22 protein-coding genes are annotated in these 21347 nt (G+C 60.3%); 12 read left to right on the top strand and 10 right to left on the bottom strand.

Translation table 11 applies throughout. The features are described 5' to 3' along the window. Positions 1-54 precede the first annotated feature (54 nt). On the bottom strand, positions 55-813 hold the full coding sequence (locus tag OOZ53_RS02570) for a hydrolase (RefSeq protein ID WP_271087734.1): 759 nt from the start codon (positions 811-813) through the stop codon (positions 55-57). A gap of 23 nt (positions 814-836) precedes the next feature. After that, on the bottom strand, positions 837-1268 hold the full coding sequence (locus tag OOZ53_RS02565; protein WP_271087733.1) for a VOC family protein: 432 nt from the start codon (positions 1266-1268) through the stop codon (positions 837-839). Between the two features lie 116 nt (positions 1269-1384). Between OOZ53_RS02565 and OOZ53_RS02560 the strand changes: the two genes are divergently transcribed. The 3 genes from OOZ53_RS02560 to OOZ53_RS02550 all read left to right on the top strand — a co-directional run bounded on the left by OOZ53_RS02560 (position 1385) and on the right by OOZ53_RS02550 (position 3776). After that, positions 1385-2308 carry a LysR family transcriptional regulator gene (locus tag OOZ53_RS02560; RefSeq protein ID WP_271087732.1) on the top strand — a complete coding sequence of 308 codons (924 nt, stop codon included), beginning with the start codon at positions 1385-1387 and terminating at the stop codon, positions 2306-2308. A gap of 231 nt (positions 2309-2539) precedes the next feature. Continuing rightward, positions 2540-3106: a hypothetical protein gene (locus OOZ53_RS02555; RefSeq protein ID WP_271087731.1), complete on the top strand. Its 567-nt coding sequence runs from the start codon at positions 2540-2542 to the stop codon at positions 3104-3106. Between the two features lie 4 nt (positions 3107-3110). Then, positions 3111-3776, top strand: coding sequence for a tetratricopeptide repeat protein (locus OOZ53_RS02550; protein WP_271087730.1), 666 nt, complete (start codon positions 3111-3113; stop codon positions 3774-3776). An 11-nt stretch (positions 3777-3787) separates the two neighbouring features. Here the strand turns inward: OOZ53_RS02550 and OOZ53_RS02545 are convergent, their stop codons facing one another. The 7 genes from OOZ53_RS02545 to cueR all read right to left on the bottom strand — a co-directional run bounded on the left by OOZ53_RS02545 (position 3788) and on the right by cueR (position 9637). Beyond that, a complete protein-coding gene (locus OOZ53_RS02545; RefSeq protein ID WP_271087729.1) occupies positions 3788-4093 on the bottom strand; it encodes a hypothetical protein in 306 nt (101 codons plus the stop codon). A gap of 126 nt (positions 4094-4219) precedes the next feature. Continuing rightward, the gene (locus OOZ53_RS02540) at positions 4220-4645 is read right to left on the bottom strand and encodes an SRPBCC family protein (protein ID WP_271087728.1); all 426 of its coding nucleotides are present in this window, start codon (positions 4643-4645) and stop codon (positions 4220-4222) included. Then, complete coding sequence (locus OOZ53_RS02535; RefSeq protein ID WP_271087727.1) at positions 4638-4970, bottom strand: ArsR/SmtB family transcription factor; 333 nt, start codon at positions 4968-4970, stop codon at positions 4638-4640. Before OOZ53_RS02535 ends, OOZ53_RS02540 begins: the two co-directional genes overlap by 8 nt. Before the next feature lie 122 nt (positions 4971-5092). Next, positions 5093-6316 carry a sodium/glutamate symporter gene (gene gltS / locus OOZ53_RS02530; protein ID WP_425499086.1) on the bottom strand — a complete coding sequence of 408 codons (1224 nt, stop codon included), beginning with the start codon at positions 6314-6316 and terminating at the stop codon, positions 5093-5095. A gap of 189 nt (positions 6317-6505) precedes the next feature. Then, positions 6506-7738 (bottom strand): MFS transporter, encoded by a 1233-nt coding sequence (locus OOZ53_RS02525; RefSeq protein ID WP_271087726.1) that lies wholly within the window; start codon positions 7736-7738, stop codon positions 6506-6508. 341 nt (positions 7739-8079) lie between these two features. Further along, positions 8080-9126, bottom strand: a complete 1047-nt coding sequence (locus OOZ53_RS02520; RefSeq protein ID WP_271087725.1) for a permease — start codon at positions 9124-9126, stop codon at positions 8080-8082. Between the two features lie 97 nt (positions 9127-9223). Then, the gene (gene cueR, locus OOZ53_RS02515; RefSeq protein WP_271087724.1) at positions 9224-9637 is read right to left on the bottom strand and encodes a Cu(I)-responsive transcriptional regulator; all 414 of its coding nucleotides are present in this window, start codon (positions 9635-9637) and stop codon (positions 9224-9226) included. 71 nt (positions 9638-9708) lie between these two features. Here cueR and OOZ53_RS02510 point away from each other — a divergent pair, with 71 nt between their 5' ends. From OOZ53_RS02510 to OOZ53_RS02480, 7 genes are all read left to right on the top strand, one after another. Then, positions 9709-10155: a DUF4396 domain-containing protein gene (locus tag OOZ53_RS02510; RefSeq protein ID WP_271087723.1), complete on the top strand. Its 447-nt coding sequence runs from the start codon at positions 9709-9711 to the stop codon at positions 10153-10155. Between the two features lie 118 nt (positions 10156-10273). Continuing rightward, complete coding sequence (locus tag OOZ53_RS02505) at positions 10274-11305, top strand: LacI family DNA-binding transcriptional regulator (protein ID WP_271087722.1); 1032 nt, start codon at positions 10274-10276, stop codon at positions 11303-11305. A gap of 31 nt (positions 11306-11336) precedes the next feature. Then, entirely contained in the window at positions 11337-12680 is a 1344-nt protein-coding gene (locus tag OOZ53_RS02500; protein ID WP_271087721.1) for an ABC transporter substrate-binding protein, read from the top strand. Between the two features lie 59 nt (positions 12681-12739). Further along, complete coding sequence (locus OOZ53_RS02495) at positions 12740-14023, top strand: carbohydrate ABC transporter permease (RefSeq protein WP_271087720.1); 1284 nt, start codon at positions 12740-12742, stop codon at positions 14021-14023. Continuing rightward, a complete protein-coding gene (locus OOZ53_RS02490; RefSeq protein WP_271087719.1) occupies positions 14020-15252 on the top strand; it encodes a carbohydrate ABC transporter permease in 1233 nt (410 codons plus the stop codon). Before OOZ53_RS02495 ends, OOZ53_RS02490 begins: the two co-directional genes overlap by 4 nt. 3 nt (positions 15253-15255) lie before the next feature. Next, positions 15256-16539: an MGH1-like glycoside hydrolase domain-containing protein gene (locus OOZ53_RS02485; protein ID WP_271087718.1), complete on the top strand. Its 1284-nt coding sequence runs from the start codon at positions 15256-15258 to the stop codon at positions 16537-16539. Between the two features lie 13 nt (positions 16540-16552). Continuing rightward, entirely contained in the window at positions 16553-17617 is a 1065-nt protein-coding gene (locus tag OOZ53_RS02480; protein ID WP_271087717.1) for an ABC transporter ATP-binding protein, read from the top strand. A gap of 6 nt (positions 17618-17623) precedes the next feature. Here OOZ53_RS02480 and OOZ53_RS02475 read toward each other — a convergent pair whose 3' ends face one another. Continuing rightward, positions 17624-18292 carry a GntR family transcriptional regulator gene (locus OOZ53_RS02475; protein ID WP_271087716.1) on the bottom strand — a complete coding sequence of 223 codons (669 nt, stop codon included), beginning with the start codon at positions 18290-18292 and terminating at the stop codon, positions 17624-17626. Positions 18293-18493: 201 nt separating this feature from the next. Between OOZ53_RS02475 and OOZ53_RS02470 the strand changes: the two genes are divergently transcribed. Further along, a complete protein-coding gene (locus OOZ53_RS02470; RefSeq protein WP_271087715.1) occupies positions 18494-19834 on the top strand; it encodes a malonyl-CoA decarboxylase in 1341 nt (446 codons plus the stop codon). Continuing rightward, a complete protein-coding gene (locus OOZ53_RS02465) occupies positions 19827-21341 on the top strand; it encodes a malonate--CoA ligase (RefSeq protein ID WP_271087714.1) in 1515 nt (504 codons plus the stop codon). The genes OOZ53_RS02470 and OOZ53_RS02465 overlap by 8 nt, the downstream gene beginning before the upstream one ends. The last annotated feature ends 6 nt before the right edge of the window (positions 21342-21347 follow it).

The following is a 21347-nucleotide window of genomic DNA, read 5'->3' as shown; positions in this document are numbered from 1 at the left end:
TGGTGAGACGGCGGCGCTGATCGCGCCGTCCGTCTCCCGGCCGGGCTGCGGCGTCTACCAGGTTGAATCCGGGTCGACCTTGAACAGGTGTTCCATGAAGACCCGTGTGACTTCCTTCAGCCGGTCTGTCCGTGCGTGATCGCGTTGCAACTCGGCCGGCACCACATTCCAGGTGATCGGCTCCACGCCGGCTTCGATCATCCGGCGCATGCCGTTCTCGTGGGACATCTGCGAAATGCTGCCGACCGTATCTTCGGGCACATAGACGTCGTAGCCGGCCTTTTCGGCTTCGATCGCGGGATAGGCCAGACATACATCGGTCCACAGCCCGCCCATGATCAGCTTCTTGCGTCCGGTCGCCTCGACGGCTGCAACGAATTCCGGCTCTTCCCAGGCATTGACATTGGTGCGGTCGACGAAGACCGCGTCGGGTGCAAGCGCCCGCAACTCTTCGATCATCGGGGCGTAGCCGTTCAGACCGACGGCGACATGTGAAAAGATGATCGGTATGTCGTAGATCACCGCGGTCTTGATGAGACCGGTGGTGTTGTTGATCAGCTCATCGTGATCGATGCTGTGCACCCCTTGAAGGATCGGCGGCTGGTAGTCGATCAGGATAAGCGCCGCGTTGGACGGCGACAGGAACGGGTCCTCGTCGGCGGCCCGGTGCGGCGTTCCCTGATAGCCTTCCGGGTAGGACGCGACACCATTGACGGTTTTGATCTCGACGGCATTGGCCGCACCGACCTGCAGTGGCGTGAGTGCGGTTGCCAAGGCAAACGCGCCGGCTGACATCATGGTTGCTAGTTTCATTGTTCTGGCCTTTCTCTTGAGGATCAGCTTTTGTTTTCCGCAACATGCTCCCTGATCAGTTCGGAAACGGCAGGGCCGGGTCCGACCAGTTCGAGCACGTTGCGGTCGGGATCGCGGATGAAGATCGTCCTGGTTCCGCGGAAATCGCGCCTGCCGGTGATTGCAATGCCGTTTTCGGAAACAAACGCCTCCGCCGACTCGACCTTGAGCGCGACATGGGTGATGCCCGGATATTTGGCGTCCTCATCCATCAGGACGTTCTCGCCCGCGCGTGCATTGGCAGGACCGAGCAGGTTGAAGTTGATGCCGCTCGGATGAACCATGACCAGCGGGTGGCCGTTTTCGAAGCCGCCATCGGCGACAAGCTCAAATCCGAGCAACTGGTAGAAGGCGACGGACCTCTCCCGGTCGCTGATGCGGATGCCGATGTGGTCCACATTCCTTATCTTCAGCATTGCACGCTCCTGTTTCGGGTTGGCGGGGCAGGCGAGGGCTTGCAACCCGGCAGGAGCAAATCTAATTCGCTTCGAATCTCATTTTAATAGAGGATAAAGAAGGTTATTATTTCTATATGGATAATAATAGAGATCTCTTTGATGGCATGGTCATCTTTTGTGCGGTGGTCGATGAAAACGGATTTGCTGCCGCTGCTGAACGCCTCGGTCATTCCGCATCCCATATCAGCAAGGAGGTCGCGCGCCTCGAGCAGCGTCTCGGCGCGCGCCTTCTGAACCGCACAACCAGAACCTTGAGCCTGACGGAAATCGGCCGGACCTACTACGAGCAGGCGCGGACGATCGTCGAGGATGCCCGCGAGATCCGCAATCGCATCCGGGCGGTCGGCGACAAGCCTGCCGGTCTTTTGCGCGTCAGCGTTCCGGTCAGTTTTGCACGCAACTATCTCGATGCATGGCTGCCGGAGTTCATGGAGACCTATGCCAGTGTGCGGCTCCACATCGAGGCGAGCGACAGGATGGCGGATGTTGTTGCCGAAGGTTTCGATGTCGTTGTCAGGGCGGGGCGGCTCGACGACACCGGGCTCATAGCCAGGCGGCTCATGACAACACGTCTTCTGACTGTTGCTTCGCCGGCCTATCTTGCCCGTCACGGCATGCCCGAAACACCGGCGGAACTGGCCGGCCACACACTGATTGATTTTTCCTATCGCAGAACGGCGACGACATGGGAATACAAGGGTGACGGCGGCCGGAGAATTCCGGTCTCCGTGGCACCGAGACTGGTCTGCAACAGCGCGGAAACCGAACTGTCCGTGGCGCTGGCCGGCGCAGGTATAACCAGGCTGCCGAGCATGGCATGTGAGAAGCAGATCGCTTCCGGCGCTCTTGTTCCGATTCTCACGCGCTACGAAGAAGAGCCGATCGGCGTCTTCGCGCTGTATCCGAGCCGGGTACATCTGGCGGCAAAGGTGCGCGCCTTTGTCGACTTTCTGGTTGATCGGTGCGGCGGCCTGCCGGCAACCGGCACAACCGGATGAAGCGACCGATTCCCAGAATTCACAATGCAATTCCTAAATCGTGCACTATGTCGCCCATGTATTTTTCGCTATAGTGCCGGTTGTAAATGGGCGAAACCGATTACTCCGAAATTTAGGAAAGTAAGATAACAATATAAATAAAAATGACTTACTGGCATTCGCCCAAAAGTAACCGGCTGTATACAAAATAACCGACACGCCGGAAAACATTGCGTTTGTAAAGGGGCGGCCATGGATAGTGCAGTGCAGGGACTTTTTCAAAACGCGGCGACGATCCTCGGATTCGGCTTTCTCGGCGTGTCGACCATCTTCGTTGTGCTCGGCTACATGAATGTCAAACAGATCGTGACCCAGCCCGATCCGAATGAAGCCGCGGTCGGGCTGAGCCGGTTCTTCCTCAAGATCGCGCTGGTTTTCATGCTGTGCGCCGGGCCGTTGCAATGGGTGACGTTGGCGCTGGAGAGCTACACATCGGTCAAGGAGGTCGAGCTCCACATCACGATGACCCATCCGGAGTGGGAGCAGGGCTATGGCGACATTCTCCTCGTTCACAAGGGCCAGACTCACGAGCTTATCAACAATCCCTATAGCGGCACCTACGGTCAGAACGACGAGATCCAGCTCAATGCAGAAAAGGTCGCCGGTGCAATTCGCAAGATTCAGGCGCAGCTCACGGTGATCAACTCCGCGCGGCGAACGACCGGGGCACCGGGCCGGCCGGAAGACGATGAGCCAGTGGCCGCCAGACCCGAACCGCCGCCGCCTGTCAGCGCCATTCGGATCTTGAGCGGTGGGTGATGGCATGAAAACCAGTTTCTTTCGGGCCGCCGCGCTGGTCCTGGCACTGCTGCTCAGCGGGCCGGCCGTCGCCCTGGACAAGTTCGGCCAGGAGGTTCCGTCCCGTCTGGAAAAGATGGTGCTGCAGGCGCGTCTCATGCGTTTGCCCTATCAGAAGGACAAGTACGACCCCAAAAGGTCTGCGCAGGTGCTTGAGGAGGTCATTTCCGTAAAGCCCGACTATTACCGGGCCCACTTCAATCTCGGTCTGACCTATCACGAGCTGGGTGACTACGAGAAATCCACGTCTGCATTCGACAATGCGTTGCGCATACGCAAGGAACAGCAGATCGACGATTTCACGCTGGTCAACACGGCCGGCTGGGTTAGCCTGAAGAACGGTGATCTCGGGAGGGCTGAGCGGCTGTTGCTACTCGCGGCGAAACTGACAAAGGGAACTGATACCTATACGGAAGGCGCCGTCCACAGCAATCTTGGCGAAGTCTACTTCCTGACGCAGCGTTTCGATGACGCGCGCACCCACTTGGAAATAGCCAGCGAACAATTCGGCTCCAAGGAAGCGGCCTACTATCTCGATCTGATTGAGCGCACGGAGAAAGTGCTGATGCGCCAGCAGATCCAGATCGACCGGCGCGCCAAGTCCAAGACCCGCATCGCACCGAAAAACTGAGGTGTCGGGGCCTACCAGCCCTGCGTCTTGAAGTGTATGTCGGCGCCGGTGGTCTGCGGCTGCCCGCCTGCGAATTGTTTCACCTTCGCGGCGAAGGCCGAGAAATAATCGCGGGATTGCAGCGCCTTGAGCGTATCCTGGCTGTCCCAGCGGCCCCAATGGATGCGGGTCTCGCCGTCATCGGCGACACTGACCTGATAGGTGAACTTGCCGGCGATTTCGCTGTCGTTGTCGATCGCCGAGATGAAGCTTTCCATGGCGTTTCGCCAGTCTTCCTCAGGACCGGAATATTTATAGGTGATGGTTATTCCGCGCATGATATCCTCCATTGTTTAACAAAAATATTAAATAACAACCCCTCTGATTGGCAAGTCGCATCAGGCTGGTGACCGGTGCCTCCTGACAGACGATGTCAGGAGGCTCTTTGGCGGATCGTTTCGAGGCTACTGAGGTTTCATGGCTTTGCGCAGGGCGCCAAAGTGCTCGTCCCAGCCGGCATCCAGGGCCATCATCAGGCTGAAGGGGGCATCGACCTCCGCAAGTCCGGTATGCTGAAGCGTCAGCCGCGTACCGTCTCCGACCTCGTCCAGTGTCCAGGTGACGGTCGTCATCGCGCCATTGAGCGGCTGCACGGTAAATGAGCAGACCAGCCTGGACGGCCTGTCCATCTCAAGCACCGTTCCCCAGCACAGTTTCATATCCGCGCCGTCGTCCGTCTTGCCGAGCAGGGCATAGTCCTCGCCATCGCGCAGATCCTGGTCCGCCCGGTGGAACCACATTGCCAGCTTGTCCCTGTCGGTCAGGAAATGCCAGACGGTTTCGCGCGATGCCTCCAGAAAGACGGTCTTGGTGATTGCTGCGTCAGTCATCTTTGGTCCTTTCATGATCTTTCACCGCACGCTGCAGTTCGAGCAGCCTGTCGTCCCAGAAGCGGTCGAAGTAGCCGACCCAGTCGGCGACCGGCTTGAGGCCGACGGGCTCCAGGTGATTGATACGTTCACGCCCCTCGGCGCGAACCGTGATGAGGCGGCCTTCCTCGAGGATGGTCAGATGTTTCCTGACCGCGGCACGGGTGATCGAGAAGTGATCGGCAACCTCGGCGATTGTCATGTCGCGGCTGCTCAGGTGGAGCAGTATGTCCCGCCGCGTGGGGTCCGCGAGCGCCCTGAAGGCGCCTTGAAGTGAATCACTCATGACGCTGTGCCCGCAATTGGTTGATTGACATGTTTCGCTCCTAAATAATACCAAAGGGTATCATTTAATATAATACCAAAGGGTATTATGTCAACGGCAACGCTTGCGGGACAGCCGACCGGCTAGAGGCTCACGAAGAACCGGATAACAACCGCATTGGCCAAATCGACGAAAAAGGCCGAGACCATCGGCAGGATAATGAAGGCGAGGGGCGCCGGGCCGTAGCGTTTCGTGACGGAGGACATATTGGCGATGGCCGTCGGTGTTGCGCCCAGCGTGAAGCCGGCAAAGCCGGAGCTGAGCACAGCGGCTGTGTAGTCGCGGCCCATGATCCTGAAGAACACGAAAACGATAAACAGGCTGGTGCCGACGATCTGAAGCACAAGCACGCCAAGAAGCGGCCCGCCGAGGCCGGCAAGTGTCCACAATTGCATGCTCATCAGCGACATGGCCAGGAAGATGGACAGCGAATAATCGGAGATCACGGCAAGCGCACGCGTGCGTGCCGGCCAGGGAAGGTTGGGAAAGATCAGTGGAACCGTGTTCGACATGACGATTGCAACAAGCAGGCAGGAGACGAAGAGCGGCAGTTTGAACCCGGCTGCCACAATGACCTCATTGACCGCATAACCGATCAGAATGGCGATATAGATCGCCAGGATGGATCGCATGAGGCTTATGTGGTTGACCGCGCCGGACTCCTTGTTGTCCGTCCGATAGGGCAGACCGACGATCGGTCCGCTGGAAGCCCTTGCCTCAAGCTTGTGGCGGTCGATGAGCAGCTTTGCGATCGGTCCGCCGATCAGCGCGGCGCTGACAAGACCGAGGGTGGCCGCGGCGATACCGATTTCGCTTGCCGCGGCAAATCCGGTCATTTCCTGCACCGTCGGTCCCCAGGCTATGGCTGTGCCGTGGCCGCCAATCAGCGCTGCCGATCCCAGCAGGACTGCAAGCGGCGCCGGCAGGTCAAACGCGTAGGTGCCCAGCAGCCCGATACAGTTCTGCATCACGATGAAGGCGATCGTGGTCACCAGCAGGATACCGAGCATTCGCCCGCCGGCGATCAGATCGGAGAAACGGGCGTTCAGCCCGATCGTCGTGAAAAAGACGACCAGCAATTCGTCCCTGGTGTCCAGGTTGAACGAGATTTCGACATCGAGCCAGGCAAACGCCATCCAGGTCAGCAGGGCCGCTGCCAGTCCGCCGGCGACGGGTTCAGGGATATTGTAGTTCTTTAGGAAGGCGACACGGCGGTTCAGGAACGCGCCCAGGAAGAAAACGATGATGCCGACCGTGACGGCAGGAAAATCGGGAACCGTGATCATGTGCATTGGACCGTTCGTCACCTGTGGGCTCCATCCGCAATTTGTCAGGCGGACTATTGCCAGACGCCAGCGTCAATGCAAAGGCGGACCTCGAATTTCGTATTGCCTGACACCGTGGAACTGATTGAAAAGCAACACCAGGCGATCGCGCCGGCCGCCATGATCAAAGCAGTCCGTTACGAGACTGGAACCTGCCTGGCATATCTTGTTCTAGGCGGCATACATGGACCGTCGATAAAGGGCGGCCAATAAAATAACGGCAACAAGACCCAAAAAGGCCATCAAGCCGGCGCCTGCGATGGCAAGGTGGTAACCGCCAAGCTGCCACAAGAGTGCGCCCGCGAAGGGTGCGACGGCGAAGCTGGCCAGATAGGGCACCGCAAGCAGGCCGGAGATGGAGCCGAAGCCCGCATGGCCCAGTGTCTCCGCCGTTACCACGGGTTTCAGGATATTGGTCAGCCCGTAGGCAGCGCCCTGAAGGGCAGCAAAGCCGAAGGCAAGCATTGGTGAGGCGCCGGCATTGAGCAGCAGCAGCGAAGCCACCGCGATTCCGCCGAAACACACCACCGTCATCGTCAGGGCGCTGACACGGTGTTCGACACGCATCATTGCCAGCCGGCCGGCGACCTGCATCGGTCCGATAACGGAGGCAACCGATACGGCAAGCGCCTGTTCAAGTCCGCGGTCCACGAGGATCGGAATGATATGATTGAGCAGCAGCCCATGGTTCAGCCCGATCATCGGAAAGGAAAAAGCCAGAAGCCAGAAAGCCGGACGGGCCATGGCAGCCCGAACAGCGGCCTGGTTGGTCGCGTGATGCTCCGGCTTGTGCTCCGTGCGGTCGCCGCGGTGCAGGATGGTCGCGCCGGCAAACATCAGCGGTGCGCCCACCGTCGCGACGGCTATGGCAAAGACGATCACCGCCCCGCGCCAGCCCAGCACATCGGCCAGCCAGGCGCCTGACGGAAAGGCGATGGTCGAGGCGAAGCCTGCGCAGAGCGAAATGCGCGTGATGGCGCCGCGCGCAGATTTACCCAGGGTTCGGGTAACGAATGCAAAGCAGGGCTCGTAAAGGCTCGCCGCCTGAGCCACGCCGATCAGGGCCCAAAGTCCGATGAAGGATGCCTTGCTGTCCGCGCCGGCAAGAAGCGCCAGCAGGACAGCGCCGCCCAGGCTGCCGCCTGTGAGCAGTATCCGGCCTTTGCCGGCATCGATGATCCGGCCCGCGACGGGCGACAGCACCGCAGAAACCAGAACGGCGGCGGTCAGGCCGAGCGCCAGATCGGTCTTGGCCCAACCAAGGCCCTCTTCCCAGGACAGCAGAAGCGCGGCGAAGCTGTAGAACAGCCCCGCCCAGACAATCGTCTGCCCGGCCGCCAGCATCCAGACGGCCAGGCGGGATCGGCCTTGCACGGCTTCCCCGTAGTCGCTGGGTGAATTCATCTAGAGCAAATCTGTGTTGGATTGGATCATTTGACCGTGGCGATTTTGGTCACTGGCCAGGCGGGTTGCGCGCCGTGGTGCCAACCCACCACAAGCGCGAGCCAACGACGCCAGAGGCCAAGATCGCCCGGCCCATTCATCTTTGATTCTCAACACGATCGTTCTTTCGAGGGTGGAGAAAATCGGCCCATCGGCGTCGTTGCGCTGCTTGCCCGGTGCGCTGCATCGCGCTGCGCGACGCGCCTAGCCGAGTGAACCGATTTTCCTCCATCAAATGTTCCAATCTAACCCAAAATTGCTCAGGCGGTATCGCGCTCCAAGCAGGCCGGGCCGGACCCGGTTCATACGATGAGTTGGAAGATGATGCCCGATCCGATCGCGCCGAGCAATCCCAATGCGAGATAGCCTGCAAAGACACCGCGCTTTACCAGCGACCATACGGCTGCCATTGCAGGAATGGAACTCACCGCGCCCGCGACCATGAACGCCATCGCTGCGCCCGCGCTCATGCCCTGGTCCATCAGGCCGGCAAGCAGCGGCGGAGCGACATAGCCGTTCAGATAGGCCGGCATGCCGACAACCGCGGCTGTCGCAATGGAGCCGATCCCGTCTCCGCCGACCGCCGCCGCGATCAGTGAAGCCGGGACATAGGTGACAAGAAGAGCCTCCAACACATAGGCAAGGGCCAACCACTGCAGGAGAAACATGGCGTTGGAGGCAAACTCTGATCGGAACACGCCGCGCCGTCTGTCTTCACGCCAGAAAGCCCATTCCGGCTTGCCCTCGAACGAAGAGGGGCCACAGCCGCAGCCGCCCTGAGATCGTTGGCGCAAGGGATCCGAAAACAGGCCCATGGCGAGCGCGGCCTTGATTGCATATCCGCCCAGCAGACCGAGCAGAACCGCGGACACAGCCTTTCCGACCGCAAAGGGCCAGCCCAGCGCGCTTGCCGTGATTATCAGCGTCGGCGGGTCCACGAGCGGTGACGAAAGCCAGAACGCCATTACTGCGGAAAGCGGCGCGCCGACAGCCAGCAGGCCAGCGATGAACGGAATGACTTCGCAGGAGCAAAACGGTGCAAGGCCGCCCAGCAGGGCCGCAAGAACGATCATCCGGTTTTCACGGCCTTCGAAGGCGCGCGCGACATAGGCCTCCGCGCCGGCCGCCTTGAGCCAGGCGATCATCAGAACGGCCACGAAGATAAAGGGCAAGGTGCCGACGAAGGCCCGGACGGCGAATTCGATGACCGGCAGCGTGTTCGCCCGGTCGAAGAAAAATACCAGCAGCGGCGCGACGACAACGACCGTCCAGGGCGATTTCAGCCGCGCGAGAATTTGGCGGTAATCCGGTGACGGCGTGTGCGGTGCTTGTTGCGTAATGTCGGACAAACCGTCATCTCCCGAAAGCGTATCTTGCGACCAATAAAACTATAAATCTAGTTATATCGAAAAAAGATGATCGTCAAGCGGCTTTTATTGCCGCGTTTCAGGAACCGGTCGGTGAAACCGAATCGTCGGCGAGGTTGGACAGGATCGGGCAGTCCGGCCGGTCATCGCCCCGGCACGCATCGGCGAGATGAGACAGCTCCTTATGCAGCATCTCAAGCTCAAGCATCTTGCGTTCAATTTCCGCGATGCGTTGCAGGGCCAGATTTTTCACGTCGCGGCTTGGCCGGTCCCGGTTCCCGTAAAGGTCGAGGAGTTCGCGGCATTCCTCGACAGAAAAGCCGAAGGCGCGCGCCCGGCGCACGAAGATCAGCTTTCGCACCTCCGTATCGCTGTAAAGGCGATAGCCGGACTGCGACCTTGCGTCCGGTTGGACGAGGCCGATATCCGCATAATATCGCACCGTCTTGGTCGGCAGACCCGAGGCGCGCGCAACATCGCCGATGGTAAGCATGAGTTTCTCCTTGACCTTCCAGTAGCTGGAAGGATTACAGATCAGGCAAATCAAATCAAAGGAATAGTGCGATGAGCCTGGCAGGTGCCGTCTCAGCCATCAGTTGGCGCTGCAATCACACCTGGCGGCGTGCCTCCATCAACACGTTGTGGTGCCTGGCGGGTTGCTCCATCGGTGACATGGGCACCATCCTGTTCTTTCAGTTGACCGGCATCCCTTGGCCGACACTGGCCATCATGGCGCTGGCCATTGCCAATGGACTGCTGACCTCGATCGCTCTGGAGACCATGATCCTGTCGCGGCAGATGCATCTTTCGCTTGCCTTCAAGACCGCTTGCGGCATGTCGCTGATTTCCATGATCGCAATGGAAGCGGCCATGAATGCGGTCGATGTCGCCATAATGGGCGGTGCTAAGCTGACCTTGTGGGTCTTGCCGATCATGTGGCTGGCCGGTTTTCTCGCGCCCTTGCCCTATAACTACTGGCGCCTTAAGGCGCTCGGCAAAGCCTGTCATTAAAAAACGAATTAATATCATAATCTTAGTTTGAGAAATTGATGCGGATTCGTGGCGCCGCCGCATCTTGACGGAAGAATTTCACTTGATTCCGAAAGCGCTTTCGGAATACTCTTTTGACATGTCCAAAGTCAGCCTGAAAGCGCTTTCGGAAAAGCTCGGTCTCACGGAAGGCACGGTTTCGCGTGCGCTCAACAATTATTCCGATATCTCGGAAAAGACGCGCGAGCGCGTGCGCGCCGCAGCGCAGGAGATGGGGTATCGCCCCAATTCGAGCGCCCGCAGGCTGGCCACCGGAAACGCTGAATGCGTCGGCTATGTCATGTCCTGGCAACTGGGCCATTTGTCCGAGCCGTTCCTGGGCGAGCTTCTGGACGGTTTGAGCGAATCGCTTTCGGAGCGCCATTGGGATCTCACGCTCGCGGTTTCCCGTTCAGCCCAGGATGAGCTTGCGATCATTTCGCGCATGGCGCAGTCGGGGCGCGTCAACGGCCTCGTCATATCGCGCACGCTGACCCATGATCCGCGCGTCGATCACATGCGCGAAATCGGCATCCCCTTTGTCTCCCATGGACGGACCGCCAATTCGGATGCCCACGCCTGGTTCGACATCGACAACTACACCGCTTTTCGCGAGGCGGTCGCCCATCTCTGCCAACTCGGCCACACGCGCATCGGTCATATTCGCGGTCCGCTGGAATACAACTTCGCGGCCAGCCGCCATGCCGGCTACCGCCGGGGATTGCTCGATCACGGAGTAGATTTGTTTCCGGAATTGGAAGCCAAGTCCGACATGAGCGAGAACGGCGGCTACCGCGCCATGCGTTACCTTTTGTCGCTGCAGGACCCGCCGACAGCCGTGGTGTGCGTTTCCGACAGCGTGGCGCTCGGCGCCATGAAGGCGATCCGGGAGCGCGGCTGGCGGCCGGGCAGGGAGGTGTCCATCATCGGTTATGACGGCCTTCCCCTGGGCGAGCATACCGATCCGCCGCTCACCACGATGGCGCAACCGCTGCAGACCGCGGGCAGGAAGATCGGCGACATGCTGCTGGCTGTCATCGACGGTGCAGACCCGAAGCAGCAACAGGAGCTTTGGAGCGCCACACTGGAGCGGCGCGAGACCGACGGGCCGCCCGTGGCGGACAGGAACTGAGGATCCAGGAAAAATCAAACGGGAGGAAAAAATGAGACCATTCAGCAAGATAGCCGCCGGACTGTTGTTTTCCGCGTCAATGGTGACGCTGGCGCAGGCCGATACGATCCGTTTCTGGACAACGGAAGAGCAGCCCGAAAGGCTCGCCAAGCAGCAGGAGATGGCAGCCGAGTTCAAGGCAAAGACGGGTCACGAGGTGGAGGTCATTCCGGTTTCGGAGTCCGAACTCGGCACACGCGCGACTGCAGCCTTCGCGGCGAACGATCTTCCGGATGTGATCTACCACACGCTGCAATATGTCCTGCCGTGGGCGGAAGCCGGCATCCTCGATATCGAAACCAACGATGAAATCGTTCAGGAACTCGGTGTCGATACATTCGCGCCCGGTGCCGTCGCAATGGCGCAGTCCGAGGGACTGACCGCCGCCGTTCCGGTGGATGGCTGGACGCAGATGGTGGTCTATCGCAAGGACCTGTTCGATGAAGCCGGGCTTGACGCGCCGACCTCGTTCAGTGCCATCCAGGCGGCCCTCGACAAACTGCACAACCCGCCGGAAATGTACGGTTTCGTGGCGGCCACCAAGATCGACGAGAACTTCATGAGCCAGGTGCTTGAGCACGTGTTCCTGGCAAATGGTGTGTCGCCGGTCGATTCCGATGGTTTCAAACCGCTCGACCCGAAGGCGACCGGCGAGGTGCTCGATTTCTACAAGGCGATCGCCAAGGCCTCACCGCCCGGCGAACTGTTCTGGAAGCAGTCGCGCGAACTCTACTTCGCGGGCGATGCGGCGATGATCATCTGGTCGCCCTTCATCCTTGACGAGCTTGCCGGTCTGCGCGATTCCGCGCCGCCGACGATCAATGACGATCCGACATCACGCGAACTTGCGGGCAAGACAGATGTCGTCACGGCTTTTTCCGGTCCCTCCAACCCAGGCGGCGCCGCTTGGGCGGATGTGCGCTATTTCGGCGTGACGGCCGACGCGAATACCGATATTGCAGCTGATTTCATCAAATTCTCGATGGATGACGGCTACACCAGCACCCTGTCGATTGCGCCGGAAGGAAAGTTCCCGGTGCGCAAGGGCACCAAGGACGAGCCCAACAAATTCGTCGAGGCATGGTCGAAACTGCCGGTGGGCGTTGATCGCAAGGCGCCGCTGTCCGATCTTTATCCGGCCGAGACCATCGACCGGATCGTGGCCGGCCTGGAGAGCGGCAACCGCTGGGGCGTGAAGGAAGGCCAGCTTGCGCTTGCCTCGAAGATCATCAACAGCCAGGCGATCAACCGCATCGTGCGTGAGCACATTGATGGTGAAATCGATACGCCGATGGCCGTTGCGAAGCTCAATGAAGAGCTCGCGAAGGTGAACTGAGGCGATGGACCGCGCCGCCACGGGCGGCGCGGCCGGGCACTATTGATCGGCGCAACAAGATGACTGCTGAATCCACACCTCCCAAGGGGATCGGCCCGATGGCGAAGCGTGAGATGAAGCTCGCCTACGTGATGCTTCTTCCCACCTTCGCAATCGTCCTGGCGATTGTGATGGGCCCGCTGCTCGCCAATTTCTGGATCTCGTTCAAGCCGGTCCAGCTCGGCGACCTGCGTCCGGCATCGCTGATCGCCAATGAACGCCTGCGCGGCGATGCCGAAAAGGCGGGCGACGCGGTTACCATCGAATACCGAATCCGAAATTCCTCGCGCGACGATGTCATAACCGGCGCCGGTTTCACCGACATGATTCCCGATGGCCTCGCGCCGACCGAGCTCGATGAACGCTGTGCGCTTACGGGACAGTTTCTGAGTTGCGAAATTGGCGATATCGAAGGCGGTTTCCGCGACCGCGTCCGTATCGAGGCTACGGTGGAGCCGGGCTATCTCGAAAACGCGCTCAATCCGCGCGACAGCAGGCCGCAGATAACGGGCTCGGCGGACAATGTGTTGACCAATTTCGAGTTTTCGCTCGAGAACTTCCGCAGAGTCTTTTCGTCATCCGAGTTCTGGCACGTGTTTCGCGTGTCCATGTACTATACGATTTTCGGCACGGCCGGCGCGCTTGTCCTGGGCCTCTTCGCCGCCCAGTTGTTGAACACGACCTTTGCCGGACGCGGGATCCTGCGCGGCCTGTTCCTGTTTCCCTACGTGGCGCCGGTCATTGCGGTCGCCTTCACCTGGGTCGTGCTGCTGGATCCGTTTTCGGGAACGCTGAACTCGATCCTCCAGCAGATCGGCTTCATCGAATCGCCGGTCAATTTCTTCGGCGAGCGGTCGGTGACCATCAACCTGTTCGGCCTTCAATTCGATTTTCCGGTTGCCTTGAGCACGGTGATTGCCTTTGAGGCATGGCGCTACTTCCCGCTGTCCTTCCTGTTCATCCTCGCGCGCATGCAGTCGATATCGACGGAAATGTACGAGGCCGCCGAAATCGACGGTGCAACGCCGTTACAGCAATTCTGGTACCTGTCGCTGCCGCAGCTTGCCGGAATTCTGGCGGTTCTCTTCCTGCTGCGTTTCATCTGGACGTTCAACAAGTTCGACGACATCTTTCTGCTTACGGGCGGTGCCGCCGGAACCAGGACGCTGACGGTCGATGTCTATGAGCAGGCCTTCGCCGTGTCCAATCTTGGAGCCGGTGCTGCGGTGGCGGTCGTGGTCTTCATTGTCCTCCTGACCTTTTCGCTGCTGTTTTTCACCTTTTCACCGAAGGATGAGGCATGACGCGGCCGGGCATAGGATTTATCGCGGCAGTGGTCTCCGGGGCCCTATGGGGCGCCTGCTGGATGATCGTCATCTCCGTCATCTTCATGCTGGTGTCGGGCGCCATTACGCGTCCGCCCGTCGGCATGGCGCTGATTGCCGGTGCGGTGAGCGCCGCCGTGCTTGCCGCCGTGGCGCCGCCGCAAAGGACGCCGGGCATCCAGATGGCAAGCATCGCCGCCATCATCATCCTGCTTGGCGGATTGACGCTCGGCGCGCCGCTGGGCCTGCCGCTCTCTCAGGTCCCGGTTTATCAGCTTGCGGCCGTCGCGATCCTGATCGCTTTGATCTGGCTTTCAAACAAGCTGGTCATTGGCGACCTCTCCGGCGGGCATCTGCCGCGCTACCAGCTCGAACTCATGTTCATTCGCCTGATGAAGGGCCTGGGTTTCGTCGTCTTTACCGTGATCGTCGCGCTGCCCTTTTACGTCATGGTCATGACCAGCCTTAAGAGCCAGCAATCGCTGCTTGCCAACCCGCTCGATTTCTCCATCGATCTCAGCCAGGGCGCCGAGTCGCTGTTCCGTTCCTATATCGAGCTGTTCACCCAGTTCCGTTTCGGAACCTTCCTGATCAATTCGGCGATTGTGTCCGTTGCCACCGTCATTATCACGCTCGCCTTTTCCATACCGGGCGCTTATGCGGTCTCGCGGCTGCGCTTCCCGGGCCAGGCCTTCCTGTCGCGCTCGATCCTGTTGATCTACATGGTGCCGGCCATCGTGCTGGTGATTCCGCTCTATGCGGTGTTCTCGCAACTCGGCCTGCGCAACACGCTGACGGGCCTGATGATCGTTTATCCCGCGACGACGATTCCCGTGGCGCTCTACATGCTGCAGGGCTATTTCCGCGGTCTGCCCGCCGAACTCGAGGAAGCCGGGCTGATGGACGGGCTGACCCGTGTCGGTGTCATCATGAAGATCACACTCCCATTGTCGTTGCCAGCGCTGGCGTCGGTCGCCCTTTATGTTTTCATGATCGCCTGGAACGAGTTCCTGTTCGCCTTCATGTTCCTCGACAATATCGACATCTTCACGCTGTCGCGCGGTGTCGTATCTCTGAATTCGTCCGAGGTGCCGCGTCAGCACCTCATGGCCGGGGCAGTGGTCGCCACCGTGCCCGTGCTCTTCATCTTTCTGTGGTTCGAGCGGTTCCTGGTCTCCGGGCTCACCGCCGGCAGCGTCAAAGGATAGGAAATGGAATCTCGTCTCGACCAGGAGGCAATCCGAATACTCAAGGCCAACGACCGCGGCGGCTTTACCATACCGACGGCGCGGCTCTACCCCTATCAGTGGAACTGGGATTCGGCATTTGCGGCGCTGGGTTTCGCGGAGTTCGATCGCGATCGCGCGTGGCGTGAGATCGAAACGCTGTTTGAAGCGCAGTGGCCCGACGGCATGCTCCCGCACATCGTTTTCCGTCAGAACGACCCGGACTATTTTCCCGGACCTGCCATATGGCAATCGAATACCGAGCCGCCATCGTCGGGGCACTCTCAGCCGCCGGTCACGGCAAGTGTCGTATTGAGGATGGTGCAGGGCGGCGACGCTTCCGATCTCGAACGTGCCCGCCCGCTATTTGCAAAGATGCTGGCCTTCCATCGCTGGTACCACGAAATGCGCGATCCGGACGGTACGGGTCTGGTCGGCATCGTCCATCCGTGGGAATCCGGACGGGACAATTGTCCCGACTGGGATATCGGCATGGACCGGATCGCGGTGCCGGATGACCTCGGCCCCTATCAGCGTCGTGACACTGAACATATTGATCCGGCCGAACGGCCAAGCACCGCGCAATACGACCGCTACCTTACGATCATAAAGTTCGGCCGCGAATGCGGTTGGGATCATGTGGAGATGGCGCGCAACGGTCCGTTTTTCATGGGTGACCCGGGCGTGCAGTTCATCCTGATGCGTGCCGACCGGGACTTGCTTCGGTTGGCCGAGCTGTTGGGCGAGACCGCCGCGCAAGAGCAGATAGGCCGCTGGCTCGAACGGGCGTCCGCCGGATGCCAGCTGCTCTGGAACCCCGAAGTCAATGCGTTCTGCGCGCGCGACCTGCGCACCGGCGAATTCTCGGACGGCATCACCAGCGCCTCGATGCTGGCATTTTACGCCGGTGCCGGCACCGACGAGCAGCGCGCGGCCATGGCCGTTCACGCAGCGCGCATATTGGATCAGGTCGCGTTCGGCTTTCCGAGTTTCGATCCGGCGCATCCGCGTTTTGAAGCGAAGCGCTATTGGCGCGGTCCGGTCTGGGCCATCATCAACTTTCTTATTGTCGATGGCCTGAACGAGGCCGGCGAAACGCAGTTGGCGGAACGTATTCGTGACGATACGCGGCGGCTGGTCGAGACGGCCGGCTTCTTCGAATATTTCGATCCGCAGTCGGGCGAGGGCATCGGCGGTTCAGACTTTACCTGGACCGCAGCGGTGCACCTTGTTTGGGGCAGCGGTTCGACCAACTCCCGGGCGGCGTGAGAGGATCGGACAAATGGGATCCATACGGCTTGAAAATGTTGAGAAGTGGTTCGGCGACGTGCAGGTCATCAAGGGGGTCGACCTCGACATCGCTGACGGAGAGTTCGTCATTTTCGTGGGGCCTTCGGGCTGCGGCAAGTCGACCTTGCTGCGCATGATTTCGGGGCTTGAGGAGACCAGCCGGGGCAGGATCCTTCTGGACGATGTCGACGTGACGGCCGAGCCTCCTTCGGGGCGCAAGCTCTCCATGGTCTTCCAGTCTTATGCGCTCTATCCGCACATGACCGTCGGCGAGAATATGGGTTTCGGCCTGAAGACGGCCGGCGAGGGCAAGGCGCAGATCGCCAGCAAGGTGGATGAGGCGGCGCGTGTCCTCAAACTCGATGCGCTGCTTGACCGCAGGCCCAAGGCGCTATCGGGCGGACAGCGTCAGCGCGTTGCCATCGGCCGGGCGATCGTCCGCGAGCCGAAGGGGTTCCTGTTCGACGAGCCGCTCTCCAATCTCGATGCAGCGCTGCGTGTCGAGATGCGCCTCGAAATCGCAAGGCTGCATCAGAACCTTTCGACGACAATGATCTACGTGACCCACGATCAGGTGGAGGCGATGACGCTGGCGGACCGCATCGTTGTGCTCAAGGACGGGCTGATCATGCAGGTCGGCACGCCACGCGAACTTTACGAGAATCCGAACAGTTTGTTCGTCGCGCAATTTATCGGAAGCCCCAAGATGAACATCATGCCCGCAAGCGCCGACGGCCAACGGTTCACCGTTTCCGGGCACGGCAGCGGAACCCACACGCTGGGCGAGGAGGCCAACGTGACGGCGAGCCTCGGGATAAGGCCGGAGCACATTGCCCTTGCAAGCGGCGAAGATGCGCATTGCACGGGCACCGTGGAGGTTGCCGAATATCTGGGTGCCGACACTTACTTGTACGTAAATTGCGCGGGACTGGATACGATCGTGGTGCGACGGACGGGCGCTGAAACCGTCAGGCACGGCGAAACGGTCGGTCTGAAGTTCAATGAGCCGGACATCCACCTGTTCAACGGCGAGGGACGGTCGGTCAGCGCGGCCTGAGCCGTCCTATACGGCCCGCTTCAGCTTCGACTGATTGTAGTGGGCCATCAGATCGTTGAACTTTTCGCCTTGCACGGCGATGTGGCTGCGTAATTCGCGCTCCGCCGCCTCGGCATCGCCATTCTCAAGTGCGGCGACGATTGCCCTGTGTTCATCCATCGACTGCATCAGGCGGCCGCGCACGCGCAGCTGCATGCGACGGAAGGGCTGCAGGCGGCGCTGAAGCTTGCGGGCCTCGGCGGCAAGGAAGCTGTTGCCGCTTGCCGCGTAGAGCAAATTGTGGAGGCGTTCATTCTCATCGTAATACGCATCTGAATCGCCGCTTTCGAGCGCGGTTTCACAGTCCGACGCCGCCTGCTTGATTTCGTTTAGGGCGTCATCGGTCAGGCGCCGTGCGGCCAGCCGTCCGCACATGCCCTCAAGCTCCGCCATGACCTCGAACATTTCGACGAGCTCGACAATTCCGGGGTGGCGCACATAGGCGCCGCGTCGCGGCACCAGTTCAACCAATCCGGACGCCGCCAGCATCTGGAAGGCTTCGCGAAGCGGTGTCCGTGATACGCTGAAGCGTTGCGACAGGCGGATTTCGTCGAGCCGCTCGCCATCGGCAAACGCACCGGTGATGATGAGTTGTTCCAGGGTCTGGCGGATATTGTCTGCGCGTCTCTGTTCCATCTGCAAATAATAAGCGCCATCGGATTAAAAATTCAATACTGCAAATCTTGTATACAAAAATCTTGACATGGAATGCGAAATGACTAGCGTCGGCAACGCTGCGGGCAGGGGCCGCTTCGCTATCTGACTGGATTGTTGCGCTCCGGCCATTTTTGTGCGTCAGAGCTTTTGTCGGCCCGCCACGGCTATTGGAGTTGATTGATGAACCGGTCACGATTTCTATCCGATATTCTCTCGACCATATTCGAGCGCCGCTATTCCGCCTCGGCTGCCGAGGACAAGCGGCCCACTGACGAGCTCTGCCGCGCGCTCCTGACAGGCGCCGGCGAAGTGTCCGGCCTCAAGCTGGCGCGAACGATCATCGCCCGCTACGGCGCAATGGACATGGATGAGAAAAGAGCATTCTTCCGCTTTCTGACCGAGGAGCTTGATGTCGACACCGACGCGGTCGAAGCGAGCGCCCGCCTCTACGGATCGGAGCGCACGCCCCGTCACCTGGAAGAGTTGGTCGCATCGGCGGAACCGGTGCGCCAGGAGCTTCTGCGCCGCATCAACCAGGTGCCGGGCGCAACGGCGCAGCTTGTGGCCATGCGGCTCGATCTGCTCGGGTTCTTGAAGGAAAATCCCGGGTTCGGCCGCACCGATCTGGACTTCACCCATCTGTTTACGTCCTGGTTCAACAGAGGGTTTCTCGTGCTGCGGCGGATTGACTGGGACACGCCGGCAAACATCCTCGAAAAGATCATCGAATATGAGGCGGTTCACGCCATCGACGATTGGGACGATCTGCGCCGCCGGATCGAGCCGGAGGACCGGCACTGCTTCGCCTTCTTCCACCCGGTCATGCCCGATGAACCGCTGATCTTCGTCGAGGTGGCGCTGGCCAAAGGCGTGCCGGGATCGGTGCAGGAGGTGCTTGCGGAAGAGCGCGAAATTCTCTCCGAAACCCAGGCGGATACAGCGGTTTTCTATTCCATTTCCAACTGTCAGCGCGGTCTGCGCGGCATCTCCTTCGGCAATTCGCTGATCAAACAGGTGGTGGAGGATCTCTCCCGTGACCTGCCGCATCTCAAGACCTTCGTGACCTTGTCGCCGATACCGGGTCTCAATCGCTGGCTCCAGGGGCTGAAAGACGGACAGCCGGACAGCGCCATAGCCGAAATTCTGTCTGCCGTGGACCATACGGAAAAGAGCGGCGATGCGGCTTCGCTCGATCATTACGCGGCGGATCTGCGCTACCTGGCGACGCAGTATCTGGTCGAGCAGAAGCGTTCGGACGGTCTGCCACTCGACCCGGTGGCGCGCTTTCACCTCGGCAATGGCGCCCTGATCCACGACGTGCACGCGCTTGCCGACATCTCACAGAACGGGCTGCAACAGTCCAGCGGGGTCATGGTGAACTATCTCTACGACCTGTCGAAGGTCGAGCAGAACCACGAAGAATTCGCAACCAACAAAACGGTCGCCCAGTCGCGCACGATCCAGTCGGTCCTGCGCGCCGGCTTCCCCGATAGAAAAACACGGAAAACCGCCAATGGCTAACCCGCTTTACGATGCGCTCTTTGCGCCGCACGCCGACAATACCGGCCCGTTCCTTTACCTGAAGGATGGCGGCCATGTGACCTATGAAGCCTTTCTGCGCAAGGCAGCCCAATATGCTCATGTGATCACGGATACGGGGCTTGCGGCCGGCGACCGGCTCGCCGTACAGGTGGCGAAATCGCCGGAAGCGCTCGCCGTTTATGCGGCCTGTGTGCGCAGCGGCGTGATTTTCCTGCCGCTCAATACGGCTTACACGCCGGCCGAGATCGACTATTTCGTCGGCAATTCGGGCGCCAGGCTGCTTCTGTGCGACGCGGTCTCGGCCGATGCGCTGGCGCCGGTGGCCGCGCAAAACGAAGCCGCGCTCATGACCCTCAACGCCGACGGTTCGGGAAGTTTTTCGGACGCCGCGCGGGACAAGCCGGCGGATTTCGAAACTGCTGAGAGGGCCGGCGACGACCTTGCGGCATTCCTTTACACATCGGGGACGACGGGACGCTCCAAGGGAGCCATGCTCACACAGGACAATCTCCTTTCCAACGCCAGAACCCTGGTGGATTACTGGCGCTTCTCGTCCGACGACGTGCTGCTTCACGCCTTGCCGATTTTCCACACCCATGGCCTGTTCGTTGCCATGAATGTCAGCCTGCTTGCCGGCTGTTCGGTCATCTTCCTGCCGGCTTTCAACACCGACGACCTGATCGCCAACATGCCGAAGGCGACCACGATGATGGGTGTGCCGACCTTCTACACGCGGCTACTGGACGATCAGCGCTTCACCGGCGCGTTGACCGGCCATATGCGCCTCTTCGTTTCGGGCAGCGCGCCGCTTCTCGCCGAGACCCATGTGTCTTTCGAGCAGCGGACCGGTCACCGCATTCTCGAGCGCTACGGCATGACAGAGACGAACATGAACACGTCGAACCCCTATGACGGCGAGCGGCGCGCCGGCACGGTAGGCTTTCCGCTGCCGGGCGTCGAACTGCGGGTCGCCGAGCCGTCGTCCGGCGAAAGGCTCGCCGACGGCGAGATCGGCGTGATCGAGGTGCGCGGCCCGAATGTCTTCAAGGGCTACTGGCAGATGCCGGAAAAGACGAAGGAGGAGTTCCGCGACGACGGCTTCTTCATTACCGGCGACCTCGGCAGGATCGACGCAGACGGCTATGTCCACATCGTCGGCAGGCAGAAGGATCTGATCATCTCGGGCGGCTACAACATTTATCCCAAAGAGATCGAGCTGCTGCTCGACGAACAGGACGGCGTGCTCGAATCCGCCGTGATCGGTGTGCTGCATCCGGATTTCGGCGAGGGCGTTGTCGGTGTCATCGTGGCCGAGCCTGGAAGGGAACCCGACGCGGATGCCGTGATGGCGGCAATCGGCGGGCAGATTGCCCGCTTCAAGCAGCCCAAGAAGCTTGTGGTTGTCGATGAACTGCCGCGCAACACGATGGGCAAGGTGCAGAAGAACGTGCTGCGTGACCGTTTCGGCGATCTGCTGGCCGGATAGAAGCAC

The sequence above is a fragment of the Allohoeflea poritis genome (genome assembly GCF_027889715.1).
Lineage (GTDB): Bacteria > Pseudomonadota > Alphaproteobacteria > Rhizobiales > Rhizobiaceae > Hoeflea_A > Hoeflea_A poritis.
Note: the sequence above shows the minus strand (reverse complement) of the source record. Positions and strands in the feature narration are given on the sequence as shown.

What these genes read in the sequence shown, in the direction of transcription:
- OOZ53_RS02570 (WP_271087734.1), bottom strand. Translation starts at nt 813, where the DNA reads ATGAAACTAGCAACCATGATGTCAGCCGGCGCGTTTGCCTTGGCAACC.
- OOZ53_RS02565 (WP_271087733.1), bottom strand. Translation starts at nt 1,268, where the DNA reads ATGCTGAAGATAAGGAATGTGGACCACATCGGCATCCGCATCAGCGAC.
- OOZ53_RS02560 (WP_271087732.1), top strand. Translation starts at nt 1,385, where the DNA reads ATGGATAATAATAGAGATCTCTTTGATGGCATGGTCATCTTTTGTGCG.
- OOZ53_RS02555 (WP_271087731.1), top strand. Translation starts at nt 2,540, where the DNA reads ATGGATAGTGCAGTGCAGGGACTTTTTCAAAACGCGGCGACGATCCTC.
- OOZ53_RS02550 (WP_271087730.1), top strand. Translation starts at nt 3,111, where the DNA reads ATGAAAACCAGTTTCTTTCGGGCCGCCGCGCTGGTCCTGGCACTGCTG.
- OOZ53_RS02545 (WP_271087729.1), bottom strand. Translation starts at nt 4,093, where the DNA reads ATGCGCGGAATAACCATCACCTATAAATATTCCGGTCCTGAGGAAGAC.
- OOZ53_RS02540 (WP_271087728.1), bottom strand. Translation starts at nt 4,645, where the DNA reads ATGACTGACGCAGCAATCACCAAGACCGTCTTTCTGGAGGCATCGCGC.
- OOZ53_RS02535 (WP_271087727.1), bottom strand. Translation starts at nt 4,970, where the DNA reads ATGAGTGATTCACTTCAAGGCGCCTTCAGGGCGCTCGCGGACCCCACG.
- OOZ53_RS02525 (WP_271087726.1), bottom strand. Translation starts at nt 7,738, where the DNA reads ATGAATTCACCCAGCGACTACGGGGAAGCCGTGCAAGGCCGATCCCGC.
- cueR (WP_271087724.1), bottom strand. Translation starts at nt 9,637, where the DNA reads ATGCTTACCATCGGCGATGTTGCGCGCGCCTCGGGTCTGCCGACCAAG.
- OOZ53_RS02510 (WP_271087723.1), top strand. Translation starts at nt 9,709, where the DNA reads ATGAGCCTGGCAGGTGCCGTCTCAGCCATCAGTTGGCGCTGCAATCAC.
- OOZ53_RS02505 (WP_271087722.1), top strand. Translation starts at nt 10,274, where the DNA reads ATGTCCAAAGTCAGCCTGAAAGCGCTTTCGGAAAAGCTCGGTCTCACG.
- OOZ53_RS02500 (WP_271087721.1), top strand. Translation starts at nt 11,337, where the DNA reads ATGAGACCATTCAGCAAGATAGCCGCCGGACTGTTGTTTTCCGCGTCA.
- OOZ53_RS02495 (WP_271087720.1), top strand. Translation starts at nt 12,740, where the DNA reads ATGACTGCTGAATCCACACCTCCCAAGGGGATCGGCCCGATGGCGAAG.
- OOZ53_RS02490 (WP_271087719.1), top strand. Translation starts at nt 14,020, where the DNA reads ATGACGCGGCCGGGCATAGGATTTATCGCGGCAGTGGTCTCCGGGGCC.
- OOZ53_RS02485 (WP_271087718.1), top strand. Translation starts at nt 15,256, where the DNA reads ATGGAATCTCGTCTCGACCAGGAGGCAATCCGAATACTCAAGGCCAAC.
- OOZ53_RS02480 (WP_271087717.1), top strand. Translation starts at nt 16,553, where the DNA reads ATGGGATCCATACGGCTTGAAAATGTTGAGAAGTGGTTCGGCGACGTG.
- OOZ53_RS02475 (WP_271087716.1), bottom strand. Translation starts at nt 18,292, where the DNA reads ATGGAACAGAGACGCGCAGACAATATCCGCCAGACCCTGGAACAACTC.
- OOZ53_RS02470 (WP_271087715.1), top strand. Translation starts at nt 18,494, where the DNA reads ATGAACCGGTCACGATTTCTATCCGATATTCTCTCGACCATATTCGAG.
- OOZ53_RS02465 (WP_271087714.1), top strand. Translation starts at nt 19,827, where the DNA reads ATGGCTAACCCGCTTTACGATGCGCTCTTTGCGCCGCACGCCGACAAT.